The 18,579-nt window shown below is 36.2% G+C and carries 24 protein-coding genes and 1 other annotated feature; of the genes, 1 reads left to right on the top strand and 23 read right to left on the bottom strand.

What is annotated here, in order from left to right:
- Positions 1–40 precede the first annotated feature (40 nt).
- Together NSQ18_RS13365 and NSQ18_RS13360 are read right to left on the bottom strand one after the other, a co-directional pair.
- Complete coding sequence (locus NSQ18_RS13365; protein WP_016838398.1) at positions 41–901, bottom strand: phosphotransferase; 861 nt, start codon at positions 899–901, stop codon at positions 41–43.
- On the bottom strand, positions 902–2,185 hold the full coding sequence (locus NSQ18_RS13360; RefSeq protein WP_016838399.1) for a LysM domain-containing protein: 1,284 nt from the start codon (positions 2,183–2,185) through the stop codon (positions 902–904).
- Between the two features lie 141 nt (positions 2,186–2,326).
- Between NSQ18_RS13360 and NSQ18_RS13355 the strand changes: the two genes are divergently transcribed.
- Complete coding sequence (locus NSQ18_RS13355; protein ID WP_016838400.1) at positions 2,327–2,857, top strand: transcription repressor NadR; 531 nt, start codon at positions 2,327–2,329, stop codon at positions 2,855–2,857.
- A gap of 100 nt (positions 2,858–2,957) precedes the next feature.
- On the opposite strand, the gene NSQ18_RS13350 is transcribed toward NSQ18_RS13355, so the two are convergent.
- The 21 genes from NSQ18_RS13350 to NSQ18_RS13250 all read right to left on the bottom strand — a co-directional run bounded on the left by NSQ18_RS13350 (position 2,958) and on the right by NSQ18_RS13250 (position 18,553).
- Positions 2,958–3,347 (bottom strand): DCC1-like thiol-disulfide oxidoreductase family protein, encoded by a 390-nt coding sequence (locus NSQ18_RS13350; protein WP_311733635.1) that lies wholly within the window; start codon positions 3,345–3,347, stop codon positions 2,958–2,960.
- A gap of 2 nt (positions 3,348–3,349) precedes the next feature.
- A complete protein-coding gene (gene pheA, locus NSQ18_RS13345; protein ID WP_339288335.1) occupies positions 3,350–4,225 on the bottom strand; it encodes a prephenate dehydratase in 876 nt (291 codons plus the stop codon).
- A gap of 47 nt (positions 4,226–4,272) precedes the next feature.
- Entirely contained in the window at positions 4,273–4,728 is a 456-nt protein-coding gene (locus NSQ18_RS13340) for an ACT domain-containing protein (protein ID WP_016838403.1), read from the bottom strand.
- Positions 4,729–4,742: 14 nt separating this feature from the next.
- On the bottom strand, positions 4,743–6,029 hold the full coding sequence (gene obgE, locus NSQ18_RS13335; protein ID WP_339288333.1) for a GTPase ObgE: 1,287 nt from the start codon (positions 6,027–6,029) through the stop codon (positions 4,743–4,745).
- Between the two features lie 4 nt (positions 6,030–6,033).
- The gene (locus NSQ18_RS13330) at positions 6,034–6,555 is read right to left on the bottom strand and encodes a Spo0B domain-containing protein (RefSeq protein WP_016838405.1); all 522 of its coding nucleotides are present in this window, start codon (positions 6,553–6,555) and stop codon (positions 6,034–6,036) included.
- A 138-nt stretch (positions 6,556–6,693) separates the two neighbouring features.
- Complete coding sequence (rpmA, locus tag NSQ18_RS13325; protein WP_026019082.1) at positions 6,694–6,984, bottom strand: 50S ribosomal protein L27; 291 nt, start codon at positions 6,982–6,984, stop codon at positions 6,694–6,696.
- A 5-nt stretch (positions 6,985–6,989) separates the two neighbouring features.
- Complete coding sequence (locus tag NSQ18_RS13320; protein ID WP_016838407.1) at positions 6,990–7,346, bottom strand: ribosomal-processing cysteine protease Prp; 357 nt, start codon at positions 7,344–7,346, stop codon at positions 6,990–6,992.
- 11 nt (positions 7,347–7,357) lie between these two features.
- Positions 7,358–7,666, bottom strand: coding sequence for a 50S ribosomal protein L21 (gene rplU, locus NSQ18_RS13315; RefSeq protein ID WP_016838408.1), 309 nt, complete (start codon positions 7,664–7,666; stop codon positions 7,358–7,360).
- Between the two features lie 12 nt (positions 7,667–7,678).
- Positions 7,679–7,756, bottom strand: a sequence feature (ribosomal protein L21 leader region).
- 43 nt (positions 7,757–7,799) lie between these two features.
- The gene (locus NSQ18_RS13310) at positions 7,800–8,438 is read right to left on the bottom strand and encodes a M50 family metallopeptidase (protein WP_339288331.1); all 639 of its coding nucleotides are present in this window, start codon (positions 8,436–8,438) and stop codon (positions 7,800–7,802) included.
- Positions 8,411–8,962: a peptidoglycan DD-metalloendopeptidase family protein gene (locus tag NSQ18_RS13305; RefSeq protein WP_026019083.1), complete on the bottom strand. Its 552-nt coding sequence runs from the start codon at positions 8,960–8,962 to the stop codon at positions 8,411–8,413. Before NSQ18_RS13305 ends, NSQ18_RS13310 begins: the two co-directional genes overlap by 28 nt.
- 211 nt (positions 8,963–9,173) lie before the next feature.
- Positions 9,174–9,971, bottom strand: coding sequence for a septum site-determining protein MinD (gene minD / locus NSQ18_RS13300; RefSeq protein ID WP_016838412.1), 798 nt, complete (start codon positions 9,969–9,971; stop codon positions 9,174–9,176).
- A gap of 1 nt (position 9,972) precedes the next feature.
- Positions 9,973–10,638, bottom strand: a complete 666-nt coding sequence (locus NSQ18_RS13295) for a septum site-determining protein MinC (RefSeq protein WP_016838413.1) — start codon at positions 10,636–10,638, stop codon at positions 9,973–9,975.
- Between the two features lie 28 nt (positions 10,639–10,666).
- Positions 10,667–11,194 (bottom strand): rod shape-determining protein MreD, encoded by a 528-nt coding sequence (gene mreD, locus NSQ18_RS13290; protein WP_016838414.1) that lies wholly within the window; start codon positions 11,192–11,194, stop codon positions 10,667–10,669.
- Positions 11,194–12,108, bottom strand: a complete 915-nt coding sequence (gene mreC / locus NSQ18_RS13285; RefSeq protein ID WP_096551349.1) for a rod shape-determining protein MreC — start codon at positions 12,106–12,108, stop codon at positions 11,194–11,196. Before mreC ends, mreD begins: the two co-directional genes overlap by 1 nt.
- 12 nt (positions 12,109–12,120) lie before the next feature.
- On the bottom strand, positions 12,121–13,140 hold the full coding sequence (locus NSQ18_RS13280; protein WP_016838416.1) for a rod shape-determining protein: 1,020 nt from the start codon (positions 13,138–13,140) through the stop codon (positions 12,121–12,123).
- 351 nt (positions 13,141–13,491) lie between these two features.
- Complete coding sequence (gene radC / locus NSQ18_RS13275) at positions 13,492–14,190, bottom strand: DNA repair protein RadC (RefSeq protein ID WP_016838418.1); 699 nt, start codon at positions 14,188–14,190, stop codon at positions 13,492–13,494.
- A gap of 15 nt (positions 14,191–14,205) precedes the next feature.
- Entirely contained in the window at positions 14,206–14,793 is a 588-nt protein-coding gene (locus NSQ18_RS13270) for a nucleoside triphosphate pyrophosphatase (RefSeq protein WP_339288329.1), read from the bottom strand.
- 95 nt (positions 14,794–14,888) lie between these two features.
- Complete coding sequence (locus NSQ18_RS13265; RefSeq protein WP_016838420.1) at positions 14,889–15,530, bottom strand: hypothetical protein; 642 nt, start codon at positions 15,528–15,530, stop codon at positions 14,889–14,891.
- Positions 15,531–15,718: 188 nt separating this feature from the next.
- Positions 15,719–16,969 carry a folylpolyglutamate synthase/dihydrofolate synthase family protein gene (locus NSQ18_RS13260; RefSeq protein ID WP_016838421.1) on the bottom strand — a complete coding sequence of 417 codons (1,251 nt, stop codon included), beginning with the start codon at positions 16,967–16,969 and terminating at the stop codon, positions 15,719–15,721.
- Positions 16,953–18,257, bottom strand: coding sequence for a folylpolyglutamate synthase/dihydrofolate synthase family protein (locus NSQ18_RS13255; RefSeq protein WP_016838422.1), 1,305 nt, complete (start codon positions 18,255–18,257; stop codon positions 16,953–16,955). Before NSQ18_RS13255 ends, NSQ18_RS13260 begins: the two co-directional genes overlap by 17 nt.
- Before the next feature lie 161 nt (positions 18,258–18,418).
- Positions 18,419–18,553: a hypothetical protein gene (locus tag NSQ18_RS13250; protein WP_016838423.1), complete on the bottom strand. Its 135-nt coding sequence runs from the start codon at positions 18,551–18,553 to the stop codon at positions 18,419–18,421.
- Positions 18,554–18,579 lie beyond the last annotated feature (26 nt).

Raw genomic sequence — 18,579 nt, 5'->3', positions numbered from 1 at the left:
CTATTTACTATTCTATTTTATATTAACATAATCTCGTATTTTATCCTACTTCAAACATTTCTTGAATTTTATCAGTTGTTGCCATCAGTTCAGGCCAATGCCTTAACGCCTTTTCTGTAAATGGCATTATATATTCTAAGAAAGCATCTTTCTCATAATCACCTAGATGCAAGACATATTGCCATTCTCTTAACAGTTCATTAGGGTATTGCAAGTAATGTAATTTTGAAAGACAAATTTCCCTTAAATATTTATTTTCATTTAATAATGTTTCAATATCATAATCTACATTTGGTAGTGCCCGGTGCATCCATAAAATCATCTCTTCCGCCGCATCGCCAACAACCGCTAAATCAAAATCAATTAATTTCATTCCATCTCTTGTCATTAAAAAATTGTGGTGCACAACATCGCCATGTAGCAATGTCATCTTTGTTGGAAAAGAACCTGGGTTTTGACGTATCTTTTTTAACGCTTTATTCGCATAGAGAACAATATCGTAATATTGATGACGCAAATATTTTACCAGCTCATTTTCTTGCAATAAAAACCGTTCAAGTCTAGCATTCCATTTTTGAATGAGTTTCTGTTTTGGAATGACAGAATAATGGCTCCATTCAATCTGTTCATTTGTTTCATGTAATGCCTTTAGTATTTTCACTGCTTTCTTTCTATGTTTTGTCTTGGAAAAATCCGCGCTATAACTATTCTTTTGCCAACTTTGAACAAGCAAATAAGGCTCTTCTGATTTTTTTAATGGAATGATATAAGGAAACTGAATTTTTTCTAATTCTTCATGAATTAGCGCTACTTTTTCAAATACATGAAATTGATCATATTTTTTTATGAATAGTGTTTCGTTACCTGCATGTTGCTTCCATATATTATTTTTAATTTGCATTTAGTATGACCACGGTTTAAAATGTGGTGCACAAGGATTCATTCTCGGTGGATAATATTGCTGCATACTTGGGTCGAATCCTTGATCCATTTGTGGATACATTGATTGTGGCATAGATTGAAACATCGGTGGATACATCCCTTGATTCATAGGATGATAACCTTGTGGCATTTGATAATAGTCGTATGATGGCATTGTTGCTTGTTCAAAAACATTGTAGTCCTGATGTCCTTCTTGCATTTGGCTATTATAATCCTGACTCAATGTTTTTTCCCCTTCTTTTTGCTCATCTTGTGAAGTAGATTCAAAGAGCCAATCTGTATCATCATTCTGAGTTGTATGATATTCTGTTGCCATTTGTGTCATCATAGGATTTTCTGCTTCGCTTCCGTCATACATTCCTGCTTCGTACGGATAACTGTATTGCATATCCGGAGCTGGTTGACCGGAGTATGGCATACCTTGTGAATAATCCATTCCATACGGCATCATTTGTTGATAATCCATTCCATAATGCATTGGATATTCAGGGCATGGCGGCAACATATGTTGGTTTGTGAAATATGGTTGAGCATGATGTTGCATATGGTCTTGCGCTTCTCTACAACCGCAACGCTCTACTTTGTGCGGTTTACAGTTGCAAGGATGTTGCGGCATGCATGGAATATAAATAGGTTGTGGCACCGGAACATATTCAATGTGAGTTTGAGGAACCGGTACATATTCTTTCTCTACTACTTTTTCCTTCTCTTTTTCCTTTTCTTCTTTCATTCCTTCTGGTTGTGGAATTTTGATGAAAATCGGCTGTGGCATAACTGGTTGTGGGATTGGCATTATATGTGGATGTTGCATGTGTCGTTGAATATTCAGATGTGGTGAAAAATCAAAGTGGAATTCTGTCTTTTCGTGTGGATGCATTTGTTGAATCGGCATCGGAACAATTTGTGGTACTGGTGGTGTTGGAGGAATTTCAGGCAATTTCATTTCTTTTTCTACTGGTTGTTTTTTCGGTGGTGTTTCGATTGGTTTGGCTTTCGGCGGAATCTCTACTTTTTTATCTTTTGGCGGTGTTTCAATCGTTTTTGCTTTATCTGGCATTTCTTTATGTCCATACGAATGTTTCCGAGTTGAATGATCATCTGGTAAAATAATTTCCATACCAGGCACAATATAATCTGGATTTGCTAAATGTGAATTTAATCTTTTTAACTCCTCAAAATCGATACCATATTGCTTAGCAATTTTCCAAAGAGTATCTCCTTTTTGAACAATGTGAGTTCGCACAAACATCCTCCTTTTCTCGTTTTATAATATGACAATGAATCAAAAAAGACACAAAAATAATTCCCTTTACTACTCCTCGTGTTAAACTATGTTTAACAGGCTTATCCGTATACACATTATTTTATTAGAAGGTGTGATTGTATGAAAAAAATGCTTGGTGAAGAACGGAGAAATGAATTGCTAAATATCCTAAAGAATTCAAAAGAGCCCATTACAGGTACACAATTAGCAAAATATGCAAATGTTAGTCGACAAGTGATTGTTAACGACATGAATTTATTAAAAGCGCGAAATGAACCGATTATTGCAACAAGCCAAGGATATTTATATATGAATCAAGACGATACAACGGCTTTATTTGAAAAAAAAATTGTTTGTATACATAATGCTGAAGAAACAGAAGATGAATTGTTGACGATTGTAGATTGTGGGGTAACAGTAAAAAATGTAATTGTTGAACATCCGGTGTATGGAGAAATTACAGCTTCGATGATGTTATCATCCCGCATTGACGTAGAAAAGTTTCTTCAAAAAGTGAAGGAAACAAATGCAACTTACCTTTCTGTCTTAACGCAAGGAACCCATTTACATGTCATTTCAGCGCCGACAAAAGAACAAATTGAAGTAGCCGAAAAAAGGCTGCGTGAAAAGGGGTATTTGATAGAAGAATAGTTCTTTAAAAAATTGTTGAAGGAAAAGTAATAGGCAGAACAATTATTAAGAATTAAGGCTGGTTAGAAAACAATATTACTTTCTACCAGCCTGTTTATGTTTATAAGAATCTTTCCATATCTTCTTTATTTGGTATTTTACAAGATTGATTTTTTCCAAAAATATAACGATGTTTTGCAATAAAATCGTAAACTGTATCCCGAAGAATAGGTGGGAATATCATCAATATAGAAAAAACTTTCCAAAACCCTTCTAGCCCTAGAGAAATGCGCAATACGGCCGATGATTTCGCATAATAACGTTGATTTTCAATTAAAATCATGCTATTTAAATCTTTTGGAACTTGATACTGATTACATAACAATTTTCCTACTTCACTTTGTAGAGATGCAAACTGAAATTTTTTTTGAGGGTCTCGTTTCATGATAAAATGAACACTTCGACTGCAAAAGTTACACTCACCGTCAAATAAGATGATTGACTTCAACATGATCACTCCGATGCATTATATGTATAATAAGTTCCGAGTGATTTCACTTTACAGCCAAGAGCATGTAACTCCTCAAAGGCTCCTCTCATCATCGGTTCACTTTCATCTGCAAGCACATCAATAATAAAGAAATAGTTTCCTAATCCCGTTTTTAGTGGTCGTGATTCAATTTTGCTCAAGTTCAATTTTCTCCAGGCAAAAACCGAGAGCACTTGATGCAACGCTCCGGAAACAACATCTTGAGGCAACGTCAACATTAGCGTCGTTTTCGGTTGACCATCTGATTTTTCGATTGGTAAACGAGTATTGTGCTTTGATAATACAACAAATCGAGTATGGTTAAAATGTAAGTCATGAATATTGTGTTCCACAATTTCCAATCCATACTTTTCAGCAGAAGACGCATTGCCGATTGCTGCAATACATTTATCAGGATTCTCAGCGACCATTTTTGCCGCCTGCGCAGTGGAGGTAGTTTGATGCAACGGAACATGGCTAAAACGATAAAATAAATATTTATGGCACTGAGCTAAAGCATGTGAATGGGAATAAATACCCTCTAGTTTTTCCCAATTATCTTTTTGCGCTTTATTGACCATTAAATGCTGTTGAATTTTTAATTTAATTTCCCCGATGATATATAAATTTGCTTCATGAAATAAATAATCAATTGTTAGTGGTACACTGCCTTCTAAAGCATTTTCCAAGGGTACAACCGCATAATCCACTAAATCATTTGTTACTGCGTCAATGCACTCTGGAATCGTTCGATAAGCAATGTTCCATTCATTCGGGAAAAGTGAATTTGTTGCTAAGTACGTAAATGAAGCTTCCGGTCCTAAATAGGCAATCCGGTACTTCCATTCATTGTTTGTCACCATTTAGCCTCCCATCAATCAATAAATGGCTTATTTTAAAGAATGAGTTATAATGCCCCCGAGCTTATCACTTCAGCAGATTCGACAAATTCTAACTCATTCATTTTTTTGATTAATTCATTTAAGTCCATCATCATACTTGTAACGTCTAGTGATAGGGTAACATTGGCACGACCTTGAATCGGAATGGTTTGATGAATGGTTAATATATTGCAATGAGCTTCAGTAATAATTTCCAATACTTTTGCTAATGTTCCTTTTTGGTCTTGCAACTGAATAATCATCGTTAAAATTCTTTCTTTTACGATGGAGTGAAAGGGAAAGACAGCATCCCGATATTTATAGAAGGCACTTCTAGAAAGATCCACTTGCCTTACCGCATCCCATATGGAGTTGACCTTTCCTGTCTCCAACAATCGCTTTGCCTCTAATGTTTTTTGCATGGCATCGGTGAGCACGTCTTCCCGCACTAAATAATAGCGTTGTTCAGCAACATTTTTCATCACCATCCCCCCTACTATTCCACAAATTCGAATTCATAATCTAAAATGCGTACTGTATCTCCGTCCTTTGCACCTCGTTCTCTTAATGCATCATCCACTCCTAAATGACGAAGCTGTCTTGCAAATCGACGAATCGATTCATCACGGCTGAAGTCAGTCATTTTAAATAATCTTTCAATTGTATATCCACTAAGCACATATGCTCCATCATCATCTCGAGTAATTTCAAATTCTTGCTCTTTCGCCTCGTGTTTATATAAAACAGTTGCATCACTTTCTTCAACTATATCATGCAGTTCAAAGTGAGGAGTTACTTCTAATAGATCTGCAATTTCATGTAATAATGGTTTAAGCCCTTTTCGCGAAATCGCTGAAATTGGAAACACTTTTATGTCGTCGCCAATTTTCTTCTTAAATTCAACTAAATTCTCTTCTGCACCAGGCATGTCCATTTTGTTCGCTACGACAATTTGAGGTCGTTCTGTAAGGCGTAAATTGTATTGTTTTAACTCCTCATTTATCGTCACATAATCCTCGAATGGATTGCGTCCTTCCATTCCAGACATATCGATAACATGCACAATTACTCTAGTTCGCTCAATATGGCGCAAGAATTGCATCCCTAACCCCACACCTTGATGGGCTCCTTCAATTAAGCCCGGTAAATCTGCCATGACAAAGCTGCGACCATCATCTGTTTCAACTACTCCTAGATTTGGAACAATCGTTGTAAAATGATAGGCACCGATTTTTGGCTTTGCTGAGGAAACAACGGAAAGCAGTGTCGATTTCCCAACGCTAGGGAATCCTACAAGTCCAACATCTGCTAATACTTTCAATTCCAATATAACATTTAATTCTTGCCCAGGTTCTCCTTTTTCTGAAAGTTCAGGTGCAGGATTTGCTGGTGTGGCAAAGCGCATATTTCCTCGGCCACCTCTGCCCCCTTTTGCAATAATAGCGCGTTGTCCATGTTCAACTAAATCCGCAATGACGTTTCCAGTTTCTTCATTGATCACTACCGTTCCAGGTGGAACTTTTACAATTAAATCTTTTGCATTTTTTCCATGCATCCCTTTGCTCATACCATTTTCGCCTCGGGGTGCTTTAAAATGGCGGTTATAGCGGAAATCCATTAATGTACGTAATCCTTCATCCACTTCAAAGACGACATTGCCACCATTTCCGCCGTCTCCACCAGCTGGACCACCATACGGTACATATTTTTCACGGCGAAAGGCAACCATTCCATCTCCGCCATCTCCGCCCTTAACATATATTTTTACGTGATCTACAAACATAATTTCACTCCTTAAAGGTTAAAACATATTTCCAATCATTTATGGATTCTTTTTCAGTGGTAATGTCCAAATTGTTACTATATTTCTCCGAGCTAAAAGGTTCAATATTCCATTTTCCATGTAAATCAAAGGTGATTCGTAAGATTTCCTCTTTGGATTCAATCGTAAGCAACAACTCTTGTTCACTGTATGGATCTAAATGAGGATAAACATGTTGAATCGTCTTTTCTAAGTATTCTACAGTTTCTTCATCTTTTTTCACCTTTGGAGCAGTCGTCACATCTATTTTTAACTTTAATTCAATTGAGGGAAATCGATAATGAAAAGTTTGAATCCATTCAACGGTTTTAGGACAATTTAATCTATTTAAAATTGATAATGATTTATAATGATTACAGTAATTTTCTATAATCTTTTTTGCGTCATCAATTCGGTTTAAATCTAAGTGCATTTTAATTAATTGCAACTGATTAATAAAATCATGATTAGCTGCTCTTAATATTTCATTTACAGTTAGCTTAGTCAATTTCCCCACTCCCATACAATAATGCTCGGCAATACCTATTTAAGTATAGCAATTTTTTCTTTATATTTCTTCTATTGGAAGGAGTTTTTTTAGATAGAAAAAAGGACTGCATTTGCAGTCCTTTCATAATCAATCAAATTATGCTTCTTGTGCAACAGGGTATACACTTACTTTTTTCTTATCGCGTCCCATACGTTCGAAGCGTACAATTCCGTCAATTTTAGCGTAAAGTGTGTCGTCTCCACCGCGGCCTACGTTAGCACCTGGGTAAATTCTTGTACCGCGTTGACGGTAAAGAATTGAACCACCAGTTACAAATTGACCATCCGCACGTTTTGCACCAAGGCGTTTTGCTTCAGAGTCACGACCGTTCTTAGTAGAACCTACCCCTTTTTTAGAAGCGAAAAATTGAAGGTCTAATGATAACAATAATTTCATTGTGTTCCACCTCCTACTTGCCTGTAGTTGATTTGGATATATTGACCGTAATTTTGTACCATTGAATAAACTTGTGCAGTCATTACTTGCACAATCAATTGTAATTTTTCATCTACTTCTGAATCTATATCCGTTGGCAAGTCTACTTTTAAGTAGCCTCCACCTTCATTTGCCTGCTCGATTTTCGGTTCAATATTTAATAGTGCATAAATAGCATTGACCGTACCAATCGCAATGGTCGATGCACCTGCACATACTAAATCTTTCCCTGATTCATCGTATTCAGCATGTCCAGAAAATTCAAAGGCAGATACACGGCGATTTTCGTCGTGATGTAGGGTTACCGTAATCATCCGGTCACCTCTTATGCGTTGATTGATTCAATTACTAATTTAGTATAAGGTTGACGGTGACCTTGTTTACGACGATAGTTTTTCTTAGGTTTGTATTTGAAAACAGTGATTTTTTTACCACGGCCTTCTTTCACAACTTTCGCTGTTACAGTTGCGCCTTCAACAGTTGGAGTACCAACTTTCACTGTTTCGCCACCAACGAAAAGAACTTTATCGAAAGTTACTACCTCGTTTGGCTCAACACCTAATTTTTCTACGTAAATTTCTTGTCCAGCTTCAACTTTATACTGTTTTCCACCAGTTTCGATAATAGCGTACATTACTTGCACCTCCTCTAGTCTAAGACTCGCCTGTAAGAAAGGTGATCATCATGATACTTTATAACCTTTCCAGAGCGGTTGTAGCACAGGTGCTACAAACAATAACATATGAAATGTTATCATACTGAATGTATTAAGTCAATCGATTCAATACATATTTTTCAAAGGCGATTCGGTATTTTCGATAACGCCATTCTTGTATGATATGAAACCATAAGAAAATACTAAGAACAAATAAAAATAGTGTTTTTGGCAACAGAATAAATGTAATGATTACCGTCAACGTAATTAGTATGAAAGAGATTGCTAAAAACAATTCATATACTTTCGCTTTTTTACAAAAAAGTAAAATAAGCGCGAAAACAATTCTTCCTCCATCGAGAGGCCATACAGGTATTAAATTGATGCACAATAAAACGATTTGAATTTTAATAAAAGGCTTGGCCAATAAAGGATCTAGAAAAGGAGCCATCAACATACAACAAAATGTAGCGACAGGTCCTCCTAAGCTAATAAGGAGTTGCTTGTGAGGCGACAACGAGTAGCCACCTTCAAGTTCAATTTCCCCACCATACGGCATGATTACACATCGCTTGACTTTTACCCCTAACAGCCAAGCCATTAGAATATGTCCAAATTCGTGAATTAATAATGAAGTTAGAATAAGTGCATAATAGGAAACATTTCCATAAAGTATCATGCCAAATAAAAGGGGTAAAAATAATGGATGAATCGTCATACGCATCATGGTCGCATATGCTCTTTCATCCATAGTAATGTTTCTTCTAAATTAAGAATGTTCCCATCCTTCTCTACTTGAATGTACAAATCCCCTGGCTCTTTTTTCCCGATTGTGCCTCCCCTTTCAATAGATGTGTAAGGCAACAATGAAAAAGAATCCACATTTCCATAAGTCACAGTCGTATCATCCTCATAATATACTGAAATCGTTTTCCCCGTATCTTTTGAATATCCCGTATATACGACTAGACCATGATCAATCGCAATTAAGGGTACCGATTCTTCGTAGGTAAATAAGTACCCTTTGAAGTATGGCTTAACTTGTACAAATGTTAATAATTCTTGATTAATAGGCTCTGAGGAAACAGCAATCGTGTCATGTGCTTTCTTATCAAATATCTCCCTTAAAACATTTCTCATGAACGTTAAATCTTCAGAACTATATACAATTTTTTTCACATCAATGGAGATTCTTCCCGTTTCATGTAAGAAGTTACCAATCAGCACACCGGTACAAAGCAAAAATGAAGCGATCCATTTCCATTTTTTGTTCATACCCTCATCCATTCTCATTTTTCCTTAGTATATGAAAAATATGAAAATACGATTCTATATGTTGAAAAATGAGAATAAGGGGATGAATAATAAGACTGCTCAAAAAGTTAACATACGTTGTTGATTCTTTCTCGACTTTGCGGAAATCAATTTAAATTGCTATCAACAAAGCTTCAGAACCCTTTTTGTACAGTCTTTTTTCTCCTCTGTATTATTTTGAAAAGATTGAAATTAATTTTCTAAATACTCCTTTATGCTGTTCTTCAAGCGTCATCAATGGAACCGATTCTCCTAAAATTCTTCTAGCGATGTTACGATATCCCAATGAAGCTTTATTATTTGGATCCATCACGATTGGTTCACCTTTATTTGAAGAAGCAATAACGTCCTCACAATCGATTATAATTCCTAATAAATCAATGGATAAATGCGTTGTAATTTCATTGATATCCATTGCATCACCTTGGTTCATTAAATCTTTTCGAACTCGGTTAATGATAAGCTTCGGAGGATCAATTTGCTCTTGTTCGAGTAAACCGATAATTCGATCTGCATCACGCACTGCCGAAATTTCTGGAGTTGTAACAACAATAGCGCTATCCGCACCAGCTACAGCATTGCGATAACCTTGCTCTATCCCTGCAGGACAATCAATTAAAACATATTCAAATTCTCGTTTTAATTCTTCAATTAAACTTTTCATTTGCTCAGGTGTCACGGCATTCTTATCAGTTGTTTGGGCAGCTGGCAGTAAAAATAATTTATCGTCTACACGTTTGTCTTTTACTAAAGCTTGATGAATTTTGCAACGCCCTTCAACCACATCTACTAAATCGTAGATGATGCGATTGTCTAAACCAAGAACAAGGTCTAAATTTCTGAGGCCAATATCCGTATCCACTAAGCATACTTTTTTCCCTTGAAGTGCTAGAGCAGTACCTAGGTTAGCTGTTGTTGTCGTTTTGCCAACTCCGCCTTTACCTGAAGTTATTACAATAGCTTCCCCCACATTAGCTACCTCCTTTTGTGTTTAGTAATGGTCGTATATTTCGCACTTCTTGTAATCGATCATATGAAATATTTCCATTTTTATTTATATATGCAAATAATTGCTCTGCATGTTCTTTTATAATTGGTTTTTCATTCGACATCACTTCAATCACATCTGCTATGTAAACATGAGTTGGTTCGAACCATGAAGCAGCTACAATGGCCTCACGATTTCCGTCAATCCCTGCATGAGCGATGCCTTTTAATTTTCCCAATACGAATATATTACCACCAGCTTCAATTTTTCCATTTGGATTGACATCGCCAACAATAATAATATCACCTGGCGCTTGAATGACTTGTCCTGAACGAACAATGCCTACATATGTATCACATTGATTTTCTTTAATTTTTGCATTGTTTTCATCCACTGTAATGACATTGCTAAACACTTTCGATACGACCATTTTACCAGGTTGCTCAATAATTTTAATTATTTCTTGTTTTTGATGTTCAAGAAGGTAGCGATAGCCTAAATCGAGAGAGACATTCACTCTACCATCAATTCCACCTTCTGATACTTTTTTCTCAAGTTCTTCAACCAGTTCTGCGTAGGCGCACTGATCATCAAGCCGAAGCACTAAACCGTCTTTTGTCCCTTTCATATGGACAAGCTGTTTTTTCATAAGAGTGACACCTCTCGCTTGATTAAAATTAAGATAGTTCGCGAGCTTTTTGCAATACTCGCGCATCTATTAAATATTTAAATGCCCAACCAAGCATAATTAAGTAGAGTAAATTAGCTAGAATTGAAGGGATTAATCGAATCAATAAAAACTCTTTAAAAGGCAAAGTGGTAAATTGAATAAAATGGAAGAAATAGTATAAAATAAGTTCCATCAATGCAACTAAAACTACTGACAGAATTGTCGTAATACTTAAATGTTGGTGGATATATTTTACAGACCAACCAGCTGTATAGCATACCAGTGGGTACAACACAGTGTATAAACCAATGATATCAATGTAAAACACATCGTACAAGAGTCCAAAAAACAAACCGTACGTTACCGCACGTTTGCGACTGTAATAAATAGAAATAAAAATTAAATAAAGTATAAGAAAACGAGGAACTAAATAAATTATCTCCCCGTTCCATTCAATCGGTGAGAACAATGCGAATTCAGGTTCTAATAAAAATAATACAATTGCAATAAAGGGAATCGTTAAGCGGATCCACATTATTCTTCACCCTCACCCGGTATGCCCGTATTATTTGTTAAGTCTGCATTTGTTCCATCACCATCAGAACCGTCGATGACCGTTGCACTACGCTTTGCAATAATGACTTCTTCTAACATTGAAAAATCAGCAGATGGACGTATATATGCCATTTTCGTTAAACCAAAGTCTTCCGTTGTCACTTCTGTAATTTCTCCAATGAGTATTCCTTTTGGGAAAATACCTCCTAAACCTGAAGTAACAACTTTTTCACCTACACTAATTTCTATACTGGAATCAATTCTTTTTAATATTAATTCATTACGCTCTTCGTCATATCCTTCAATTAAGCCAAAAGCGACCACTTTTTCACCTTGAACCATTGCTGAAACTCGGAAATTTGGATTGTTTGTATACAATAATTCCACTTCAGAAGTAAAAGGAGTAACTAAGCTTATTTTACCAATTAATCCTTTAGTCGTCATAACCGCCATGTTTTGCTTTACACCATGGGAAGAGCCTTTATTGATAATAATTTTTTCTTCCCACTGATCAGGATTTCTTGCAATGACTGTTGCACGAAGCGGATCGTAATCTCGTAAGCTATCTTTTTTTTCCAATAGTTCCCGCAATTGTTCGTTTTCCGACTTTAAAGTATTTACTTCTGCCTGTAAAACTGCAAAATCTTCCAACCTCATTTTCAAGCGCTGGTTTTCTTCATAAGTATTTAATAATGATTGAATATTATAAAAGATACCTGTTATGTAATTAGCTGGCTTAGCAACAACACTTTGTGCTAAGCCAACTGAATCTTTAATGAATTGTTCGGGGAGAGTCGCATTTTGACGATCGCGTAATGAAAAGCTGATCAATGCCACAAGTAAAATCATACCAACTAAAAGTATAATGAGTTTTTTGTTCGAAAAATGTGGCATTGCTATCCCCCCTTATTTTTTCAACTGCTGAGATCGAATTAAATCAATATGTTCTAACGCTTTTCCTGTACCTAACGCAACACAATCTAACGGATTTTCAGCAATAAATACAGGCATTTTTGTCTCGTCACTTATTACTTTATCAAGATTTTTTAAGAGCGCTCCACCACCTGTAAGAACGATTCCTCGTTCCATGACGTCTGCAGAAAGTTCTGGTGGGGTTTTTTCTAATGTTTTCTTCACGCCATCAATTATAGCTGCAATGGCTTCTTTTAATGATTCAGAAATTTCACTAGCTGAAATTTCAATTGTTTTCGGTAACCCTGTCAATAAATCTCGGCCACGAATTTCCATCTTTTCATCCATTTCATCAACACGTGCTGTACCGATTTCCATCTTAATCTGTTCCGCTGTTCTTTCTCCAATCGTTAAGTTATATGTTTTACGGATATAGCTTATGATTGCTTGATCCATTGCATCCCCAGCAATTCGAACAGATTCGCTTGTCACGATGCCACCTAAGGAAATAACGGCAACCTCCGTTGTTCCTCCTCCTATATCAACTACCATAGAACCAGTTGGATCCCAAACTGGAAGTTCTGCTCCGATGGCAGCTGCAAATGGCTCTTCAATTGTAAAGGCTTCTTTTGCTCCTGCTTGGCGAGCTGCATCAATAACTGCTCGCTGTTCAACAGAAGTAATACCATATGGTACACAAATCATCACATTTGGCTTTTTCCAATTTGAGCCAGAATTTTTCAACGCCTGCTTTAAATAATATTGAATCATCGCAGTCGTAATATCGAAATCTGCAATAACACCATCTTTCATTGGTCGAATAGCTACTATGGAGCCAGGTGTACGACCAATCATATTTTTCGCATCATTTCCGACTGCAACTATATCACCTGTTTTTGTATTTTTCGCCACAACAGATGGTTCACGTAACACAATTCCTTTTCCTTTAACAAAAACTAAAGTATTCGCTGTACCAAGGTCTATACCTACATCTTTTTGTCCTAATCCAAACAAGTTTTGTACTTCCTTTCTATTTACGCCTTTCTTTCTCTAAGACTGTCCAAAATCATAAGTTTTATTATAGCGGATAATGTCGAAAAATTATAGTGTTACAAATAGTTTTTACCCGCTTTTCATGCAACACATATAATTTTCGCATTTATCATTGTATTGTGAAATAGTGATTGAAACAATGAAAAAAACATTATTTGAAATTACAATCTCATTACAAATCCACCTTTTATTAGACGAACTTTACGAAAACAGGTTCGTTGAAATGAAATCGTCACGAAAAAAGCCGAAAATCCAAAAAAATGGGGGACTTTCGACTTTTTTGGAATCAACCTGTCATATTTGACTTATGAATTAAATATAACCTTGCTCTTTTAAACTAACGTATTGATGATCACCAATAATGACATGATCAATTAGTTCTATTCCAATTATAAATCCCGCTTCCTGAAGCCTTTTTGTCACTTCAATATCTTCGGGACTTGGTGTTGCATTCCCACTCGGATGGTTGTGGGCACAAATAATTGAAGCAGCTGAACGTTTCACAGCTTCTTTAAATATTTCACGTGGATGGACGATGGACGAATTCAAGCTTCCAATGAAAATCGTTTGCTTATGAATCACCTGATTTTTCACATTTAAATACAATGCTACAAAATGCTCTTGTTGTAAAGAGCCTATTTCAGGCATCAAAAAAGATGCGGCATCTTTTGGTGAGCGAATCGTAAAGCGTGAATCCATTTGCTTTTGAGATAGTCTTCTACCTAGCTCAATTGCTGCCAATAATTGCACCGCTTTCGCTTGACCAATTCCTTTTATTGATACAATTTCTTCCAACGTAGCATGTTTTAATTCATGTAATTTTTCAAAATAATTGAGCACACGATTTGCCAATGATAAGACCGACTCTTGCTTCGTTCCCGTTCTCAATAAGATAGCAATCAGTTCTTGGTTTGATAAGCTCTGCGGCCCCTGTTTTATTAGCCTTTCCCTCGGACGATCATCGATATGTAAATCGCGTATCATCAAATCAGGAAAAGTGCCGATGGACATCTCATCACATACCCCCTATAGTTCGATAATTTTTAATTCCACCATTTTTTCAAATAGGGATGCAATCGGAAGTCCAACAACCGTATTATAATCACCTTCTATTCGGTCGATAAATAATGCACCAGCTGTTTGAATCCCATAACCACCAGCTTTATCGAAAGGGTCATTTGTTTGAACATACATTTCAATCATCGGTTTCGGCAGGTTTTTAAAATATACGTCGGTTACTTCTACAAAGGATTCCGCTTGCCGATCTTTTGTTATGATAGCCACAGCAGTCATCACTTGATGGCGATTCGATGAGAGTTTTTCTAAATGGCGAATCGCTTCTTCCTTTGTTTTTGGCTTGTGAAGAAGCTCGTCATTGAACACAACGATAGTATCTGCACCAATAATTGTTTTTCCAGGGCAATGACTTGCAACATCTTGCGTTTTTAATAGTGCCACTTTTTGAACATAATCTTTGAAGTCCCTCGCTTGCACTGAAGTCTCTTCCACGCTGCTCGCCATTATTTCAAAAGGGACTCCTAGCTTTGCAAATAATTCTTTTCTTCTTGGTGAGGCTGACGCTAAAACGAGTTGATGACTTGTTCTAAATTTCATTTCCATTCCTCCTATACATAATATAGCCTAGGAATGGGATTTTGAAAAATTCATCGTACTTTAGGAAATAACAAATTTGACTGCAGTTTGTATCTTTAAAATTTAATTTTCAAACAGTCATTTTCTGTAAAATAGTGGGCTAACAGATGCATTCGAATAATTGATAAATCACTTGATATACTTGATAATGCGAAGGATATTGTTTGCCAATCGGGAGGAAAATCTTCTTTATTTTCGACACCTTCAAAATTAAATTTTGCAGGATCATTACTTTTCAGTAAAGAAGGAAGATTTTTTAAAGCTGGTTCAGAACAACCTGCAGCGGATAATGTAAAAGGCTTGGCAAAGGAAGGAGGATCATCAGATTTCACGACCCCTTCTTTCGTAGTCGAAACACTGGACCAAACATAATAATTCCCATCAATTTCAACGACAGCGCTTGTGTTTAAACTAGCATAGCCATATACAAAATCTGTTGCAGCTTCAAAACTTGAAAAAACTCCATGCTGATTGGCATAAAATTGCTCACTGTAGCCATCCTTCACATCTTCTTCATTCTCTTCTGTTTGTTGCGAGCTAACGGGAATTAATTCATTTTGATGTTTCTGCTCGGTATAAGTTGAATTCATGGAATTTAGTATAAGAATGAATAATAGAACACCTACAATCCCTGTAATAGAACCTAATAGAGCAGCCCTTACGATTTCTCGTCGCCCAATGATATGTGGAAATTTCATCGAATCACCCTTTTCAATTCAACAATCACCATTTCAAATCTGTAGTCGAACAATGTCTATATTATTTCATATGTTTATTTTTAATTGAAAATGATAATGGAACAAATCTAAAAGATAATTATTTGTAAGAAACCATTAGAAAAGGGTTTATCAATATAATAGGATTTCTAGGGTCTTGAGACATTAAATCATATTCTTAATTGATTGCGTATTTCTGCTAATAAATAAAGGGAACCGGTCACGAATGTAATCCCTTCAAAATTTACACTTGATTGAATAAATGGGATACAGTCTTTCAATATTACTTTTTTCTTCGCCTTTGAAAGATGTAGTAAATCTTTAGCTTTCGCAGCTCGAGTATTTTGAAAATCGACAAAATAAAATTCATCGCTAATTGTTTCTAAGGAGCGCAACACTTTCTCAATATCTTTATCTGCAACCATTCCTAGAACGAAACGAATCCTTTTATTTGGTAACTGTTGTTTAATCGTTTCGATAAGTTTCTCAATGCTAGCTGGATTATGGGCTCCATCAAAATAGACATTCGGAAACACTTGTTCAAAACGAGAAGGTAAACTTGTGCAACCCACTGATTGTCGAACCAAATCGATCTGAACTTCAATTTGTAAGATTTTCGCCATCTCTATAAAAGCAGTAATTGCAAGTGCCATATTTTCTCCTTGGTGGGCACCTAGCAACTTTCTCTTGAGTTTTTCAATTATTATTTTTTCCTTGAAATTTATATACTTTTCCCCTTGTTCATCTGCCTCAACAGTAAACGTCTCGTCATAAGCATACAAAGGTGATTGTTGAATATGGGCTTTTTGTTTCACAACAGTTAAAGCTTCTTCTGGTAATTTCCCAATCACCACAGGTTTCCCATATTTCACAATTCCTGCTTTATGCTGTGCAATTTGCTTAATCGTATGACCTAGAATTTGAGTATGCTCTAGGGCGATGCTAGTGATAATTGAAACTAATGGATTGACTACATTTGTGCTGTCTTCTAATCCGCCTAAGCCCGTTTCAAGAAGCACTAAATCTACTTGCTCATTAGCAAAATGAAGAAACGCTGCACATGTAAGGAGCTCAAAATCTGTTAATAATCCGCTGATTCCTGCGTGATTCATTTGTTGAAAAACAACGTCCATTTGCTTTTGTGTAATCGGTTTGCCGTTTATTTGAATTTGATCGTGTACATCCACCACACATGGTGACATAAATTTTCCAACGGATAGTCCATGATTTAGCGCCATTTGTTCTAAAAAGGCGATGGTTGAACCTTTTCCATTCGTACCTGCAACATGTACTACTTGAAGCTTTTCTTGTGGATTATGAAGCAATGTCAACGCTCTTTTTATCGACTCTAATCCCGGTTTTATCATACTGTCACTATGAACATTCCATCTTTCTTTATATTGTTCAAAATTGAGAATCATACGCTTCTTCCTTCATCTTTAAATATTTCCGAACTTCCGCAATGAATAAAATAGAACCTGTTATGATGAGTAATTCATCTTTCTCCAGATTCTTCAACTGCTGTTCTATAAGCATCTTCCAGTTTTCATTTACAACCTTAAAAGGATGCCCTGAACAACTTGCCAAATTCTTTGCTTTCGCAGCGCGCGGTATAGGTATCTCTGTGAAATAAATCGCTTCTGCAACTTTGTCTAACATGGAAATGCTCTCTTTATAATCTTTATCGTTCATCACAGAATAAATAAACTTATACTTATAGTCTGGATATTGATTTATAAGAGTATCAATGAGCGCCCTAGTTCCTTCCGGATTATGAGAGCCATCTAATATAACTTGTTTACCAAACCGTTCGAAGCGCCCAGGCCAAAACGCTTTTTCTAATGCTGATTGAATGTGATGATCTGTAATCTTAGAAAAACCGATACTTCTTAGTATAGTTATTGCAGTTAATGCACAACTGGCATTTACGATTTGATGGGCACCCATCATCTTTAATGATATATCTAACTTCACATTGCCTAAATGGTACGTAAAATGCTGATTTGATGTATTCAGCGTAATATTCGACACGAAAAAGTCTTCCCCATAAACAAATATAGGAGCTAGTTTTTGTTCTGCTTCGTGACGAATAATATTCATTGCTTCTTCATCCTGAACGGCGGTAACCACAGGTATATTTTTTTTAATAATCCCCGCTTTTTGATAGGCAATTTCTGTTAAAGTATCCCCAAGTATTTCAGTATGATCTAGAGATACTGTTGTAATAATAGAACATAATGGTGTGATGATATTTGTACAATCGAAACGGCCACCTATTCCAGCTTCAATAAGTGCAATATCAACTTCTTCTTCTGCAAAATACATAAACGCGATAAGTGTCATTAGTTCAAAAAAGCTAGGATAATGCTCTCCCAGTTCATCAATAATTTTAAATAGCTGATTCGCAAGGGATAAAAATCGTTCATCTGTAATATCTATACCATTAATGGTGATTCGTTCATTCACCCGTTCTAAATGCGGTGATGTAAAGGTTCCTACTTTATATTGAGCATGTTGTAAAATTTCCTTTAAATAATTTAAAGTAGAACCTTTCCCATTCGAACCAGCAATATGTATGAACGTGACTTTTTCATGGGGATTGTTAATAAGTGGCAAAATTTTGTTCATTGCCTGAAAAGGTTCCCCTTTATGCTTTTCAGCCTTTAAACCAAACATAAAATTCGTACATTCTTCCATTGATGTAAACAAATAACCCCGCCTCCTAACCATCATAATTTTACTCCAAAAGGAATGGCGTATCATCAAAGAAATGATTTTTGATAATAAATAAACTGCCTATGTAGATAACTCACTAGCTTGTGAGGATACATCTTTTGTTTGCGCAGATACAATCCCTAGTCCTGTAAATATCAATCTACTTGTGCAGATAACATCCTTGCTCGTGCGAGTGGATTTTCCGCTTGCGCAGATAACACACTAGCTTGTGCAGTTGGATTCCACACTCGGGTAGATAACACCCCTGTTTGTGCTGTTGAATCCTCCACTTGTGCAGATCCACTCTTGTTCGTTC

The sequence above is a fragment of the Ureibacillus sp. FSL K6-0786 genome (assembly GCF_037965165.1).
Lineage (GTDB): Bacteria > Bacillota > Bacilli > Bacillales_A > Planococcaceae > Ureibacillus > Ureibacillus thermosphaericus.
Note: the sequence above shows the minus strand (reverse complement) of the source record. Positions and strands in the feature narration are given on the sequence as shown.

Coding starts and splice junctions, on each gene's coding strand:
- NSQ18_RS13310 (WP_339288331.1), bottom strand. CDS start 8,438: ATGGATGAAAGAGCATATGCGACCATGATGCGTATGACGATTCATCCA.
- NSQ18_RS13305 (WP_026019083.1), bottom strand. CDS start 8,962: ATGAACAAAAAATGGAAATGGATCGCTTCATTTTTGCTTTGTACCGGT.
- mreC (WP_096551349.1), bottom strand. CDS start 12,108: ATGCCACATTTTTCGAACAAAAAACTCATTATACTTTTAGTTGGTATG.
- NSQ18_RS13295 (WP_016838413.1), bottom strand. CDS start 10,638: ATGAAAAAACAGCTTGTCCATATGAAAGGGACAAAAGACGGTTTAGTG.
- obgE (WP_339288333.1), bottom strand. CDS start 6,029: ATGTTTGTAGATCACGTAAAAATATATGTTAAGGGCGGAGATGGCGGA.
- mreD (WP_016838414.1), bottom strand. CDS start 11,194: ATGTGGATCCGCTTAACGATTCCCTTTATTGCAATTGTATTATTTTTA.
- NSQ18_RS13260 (WP_016838421.1), bottom strand. CDS start 16,969: ATGATTCTCAATTTTGAACAATATAAAGAAAGATGGAATGTTCATAGT.
- NSQ18_RS13365 (WP_016838398.1), bottom strand. CDS start 901: ATGCAAATTAAAAATAATATATGGAAGCAACATGCAGGTAACGAAACA.
- radC (WP_016838418.1), bottom strand. CDS start 14,190: ATGTCCATCGGCACTTTTCCTGATTTGATGATACGCGATTTACATATC.
- NSQ18_RS13350 (WP_311733635.1), bottom strand. CDS start 3,347: ATGTTGAAGTCAATCATCTTATTTGACGGTGAGTGTAACTTTTGCAGT.
- NSQ18_RS13270 (WP_339288329.1), bottom strand. CDS start 14,793: ATGAAATTTAGAACAAGTCATCAACTCGTTTTAGCGTCAGCCTCACCA.
- NSQ18_RS13355 (WP_016838400.1), top strand. CDS start 2,327: ATGAAAAAAATGCTTGGTGAAGAACGGAGAAATGAATTGCTAAATATC.
- rplU (WP_016838408.1), bottom strand. CDS start 7,666: ATGTACGCTATTATCGAAACTGGTGGAAAACAGTATAAAGTTGAAGCT.
- NSQ18_RS13320 (WP_016838407.1), bottom strand. CDS start 7,346: ATGATTACGGTAACCCTACATCACGACGAAAATCGCCGTGTATCTGCC.
- NSQ18_RS13265 (WP_016838420.1), bottom strand. CDS start 15,530: ATGAAATTTCCACATATCATTGGGCGACGAGAAATCGTAAGGGCTGCT.
- NSQ18_RS13340 (WP_016838403.1), bottom strand. CDS start 4,728: ATGAAAAATGTTGCTGAACAACGCTATTATTTAGTGCGGGAAGACGTG.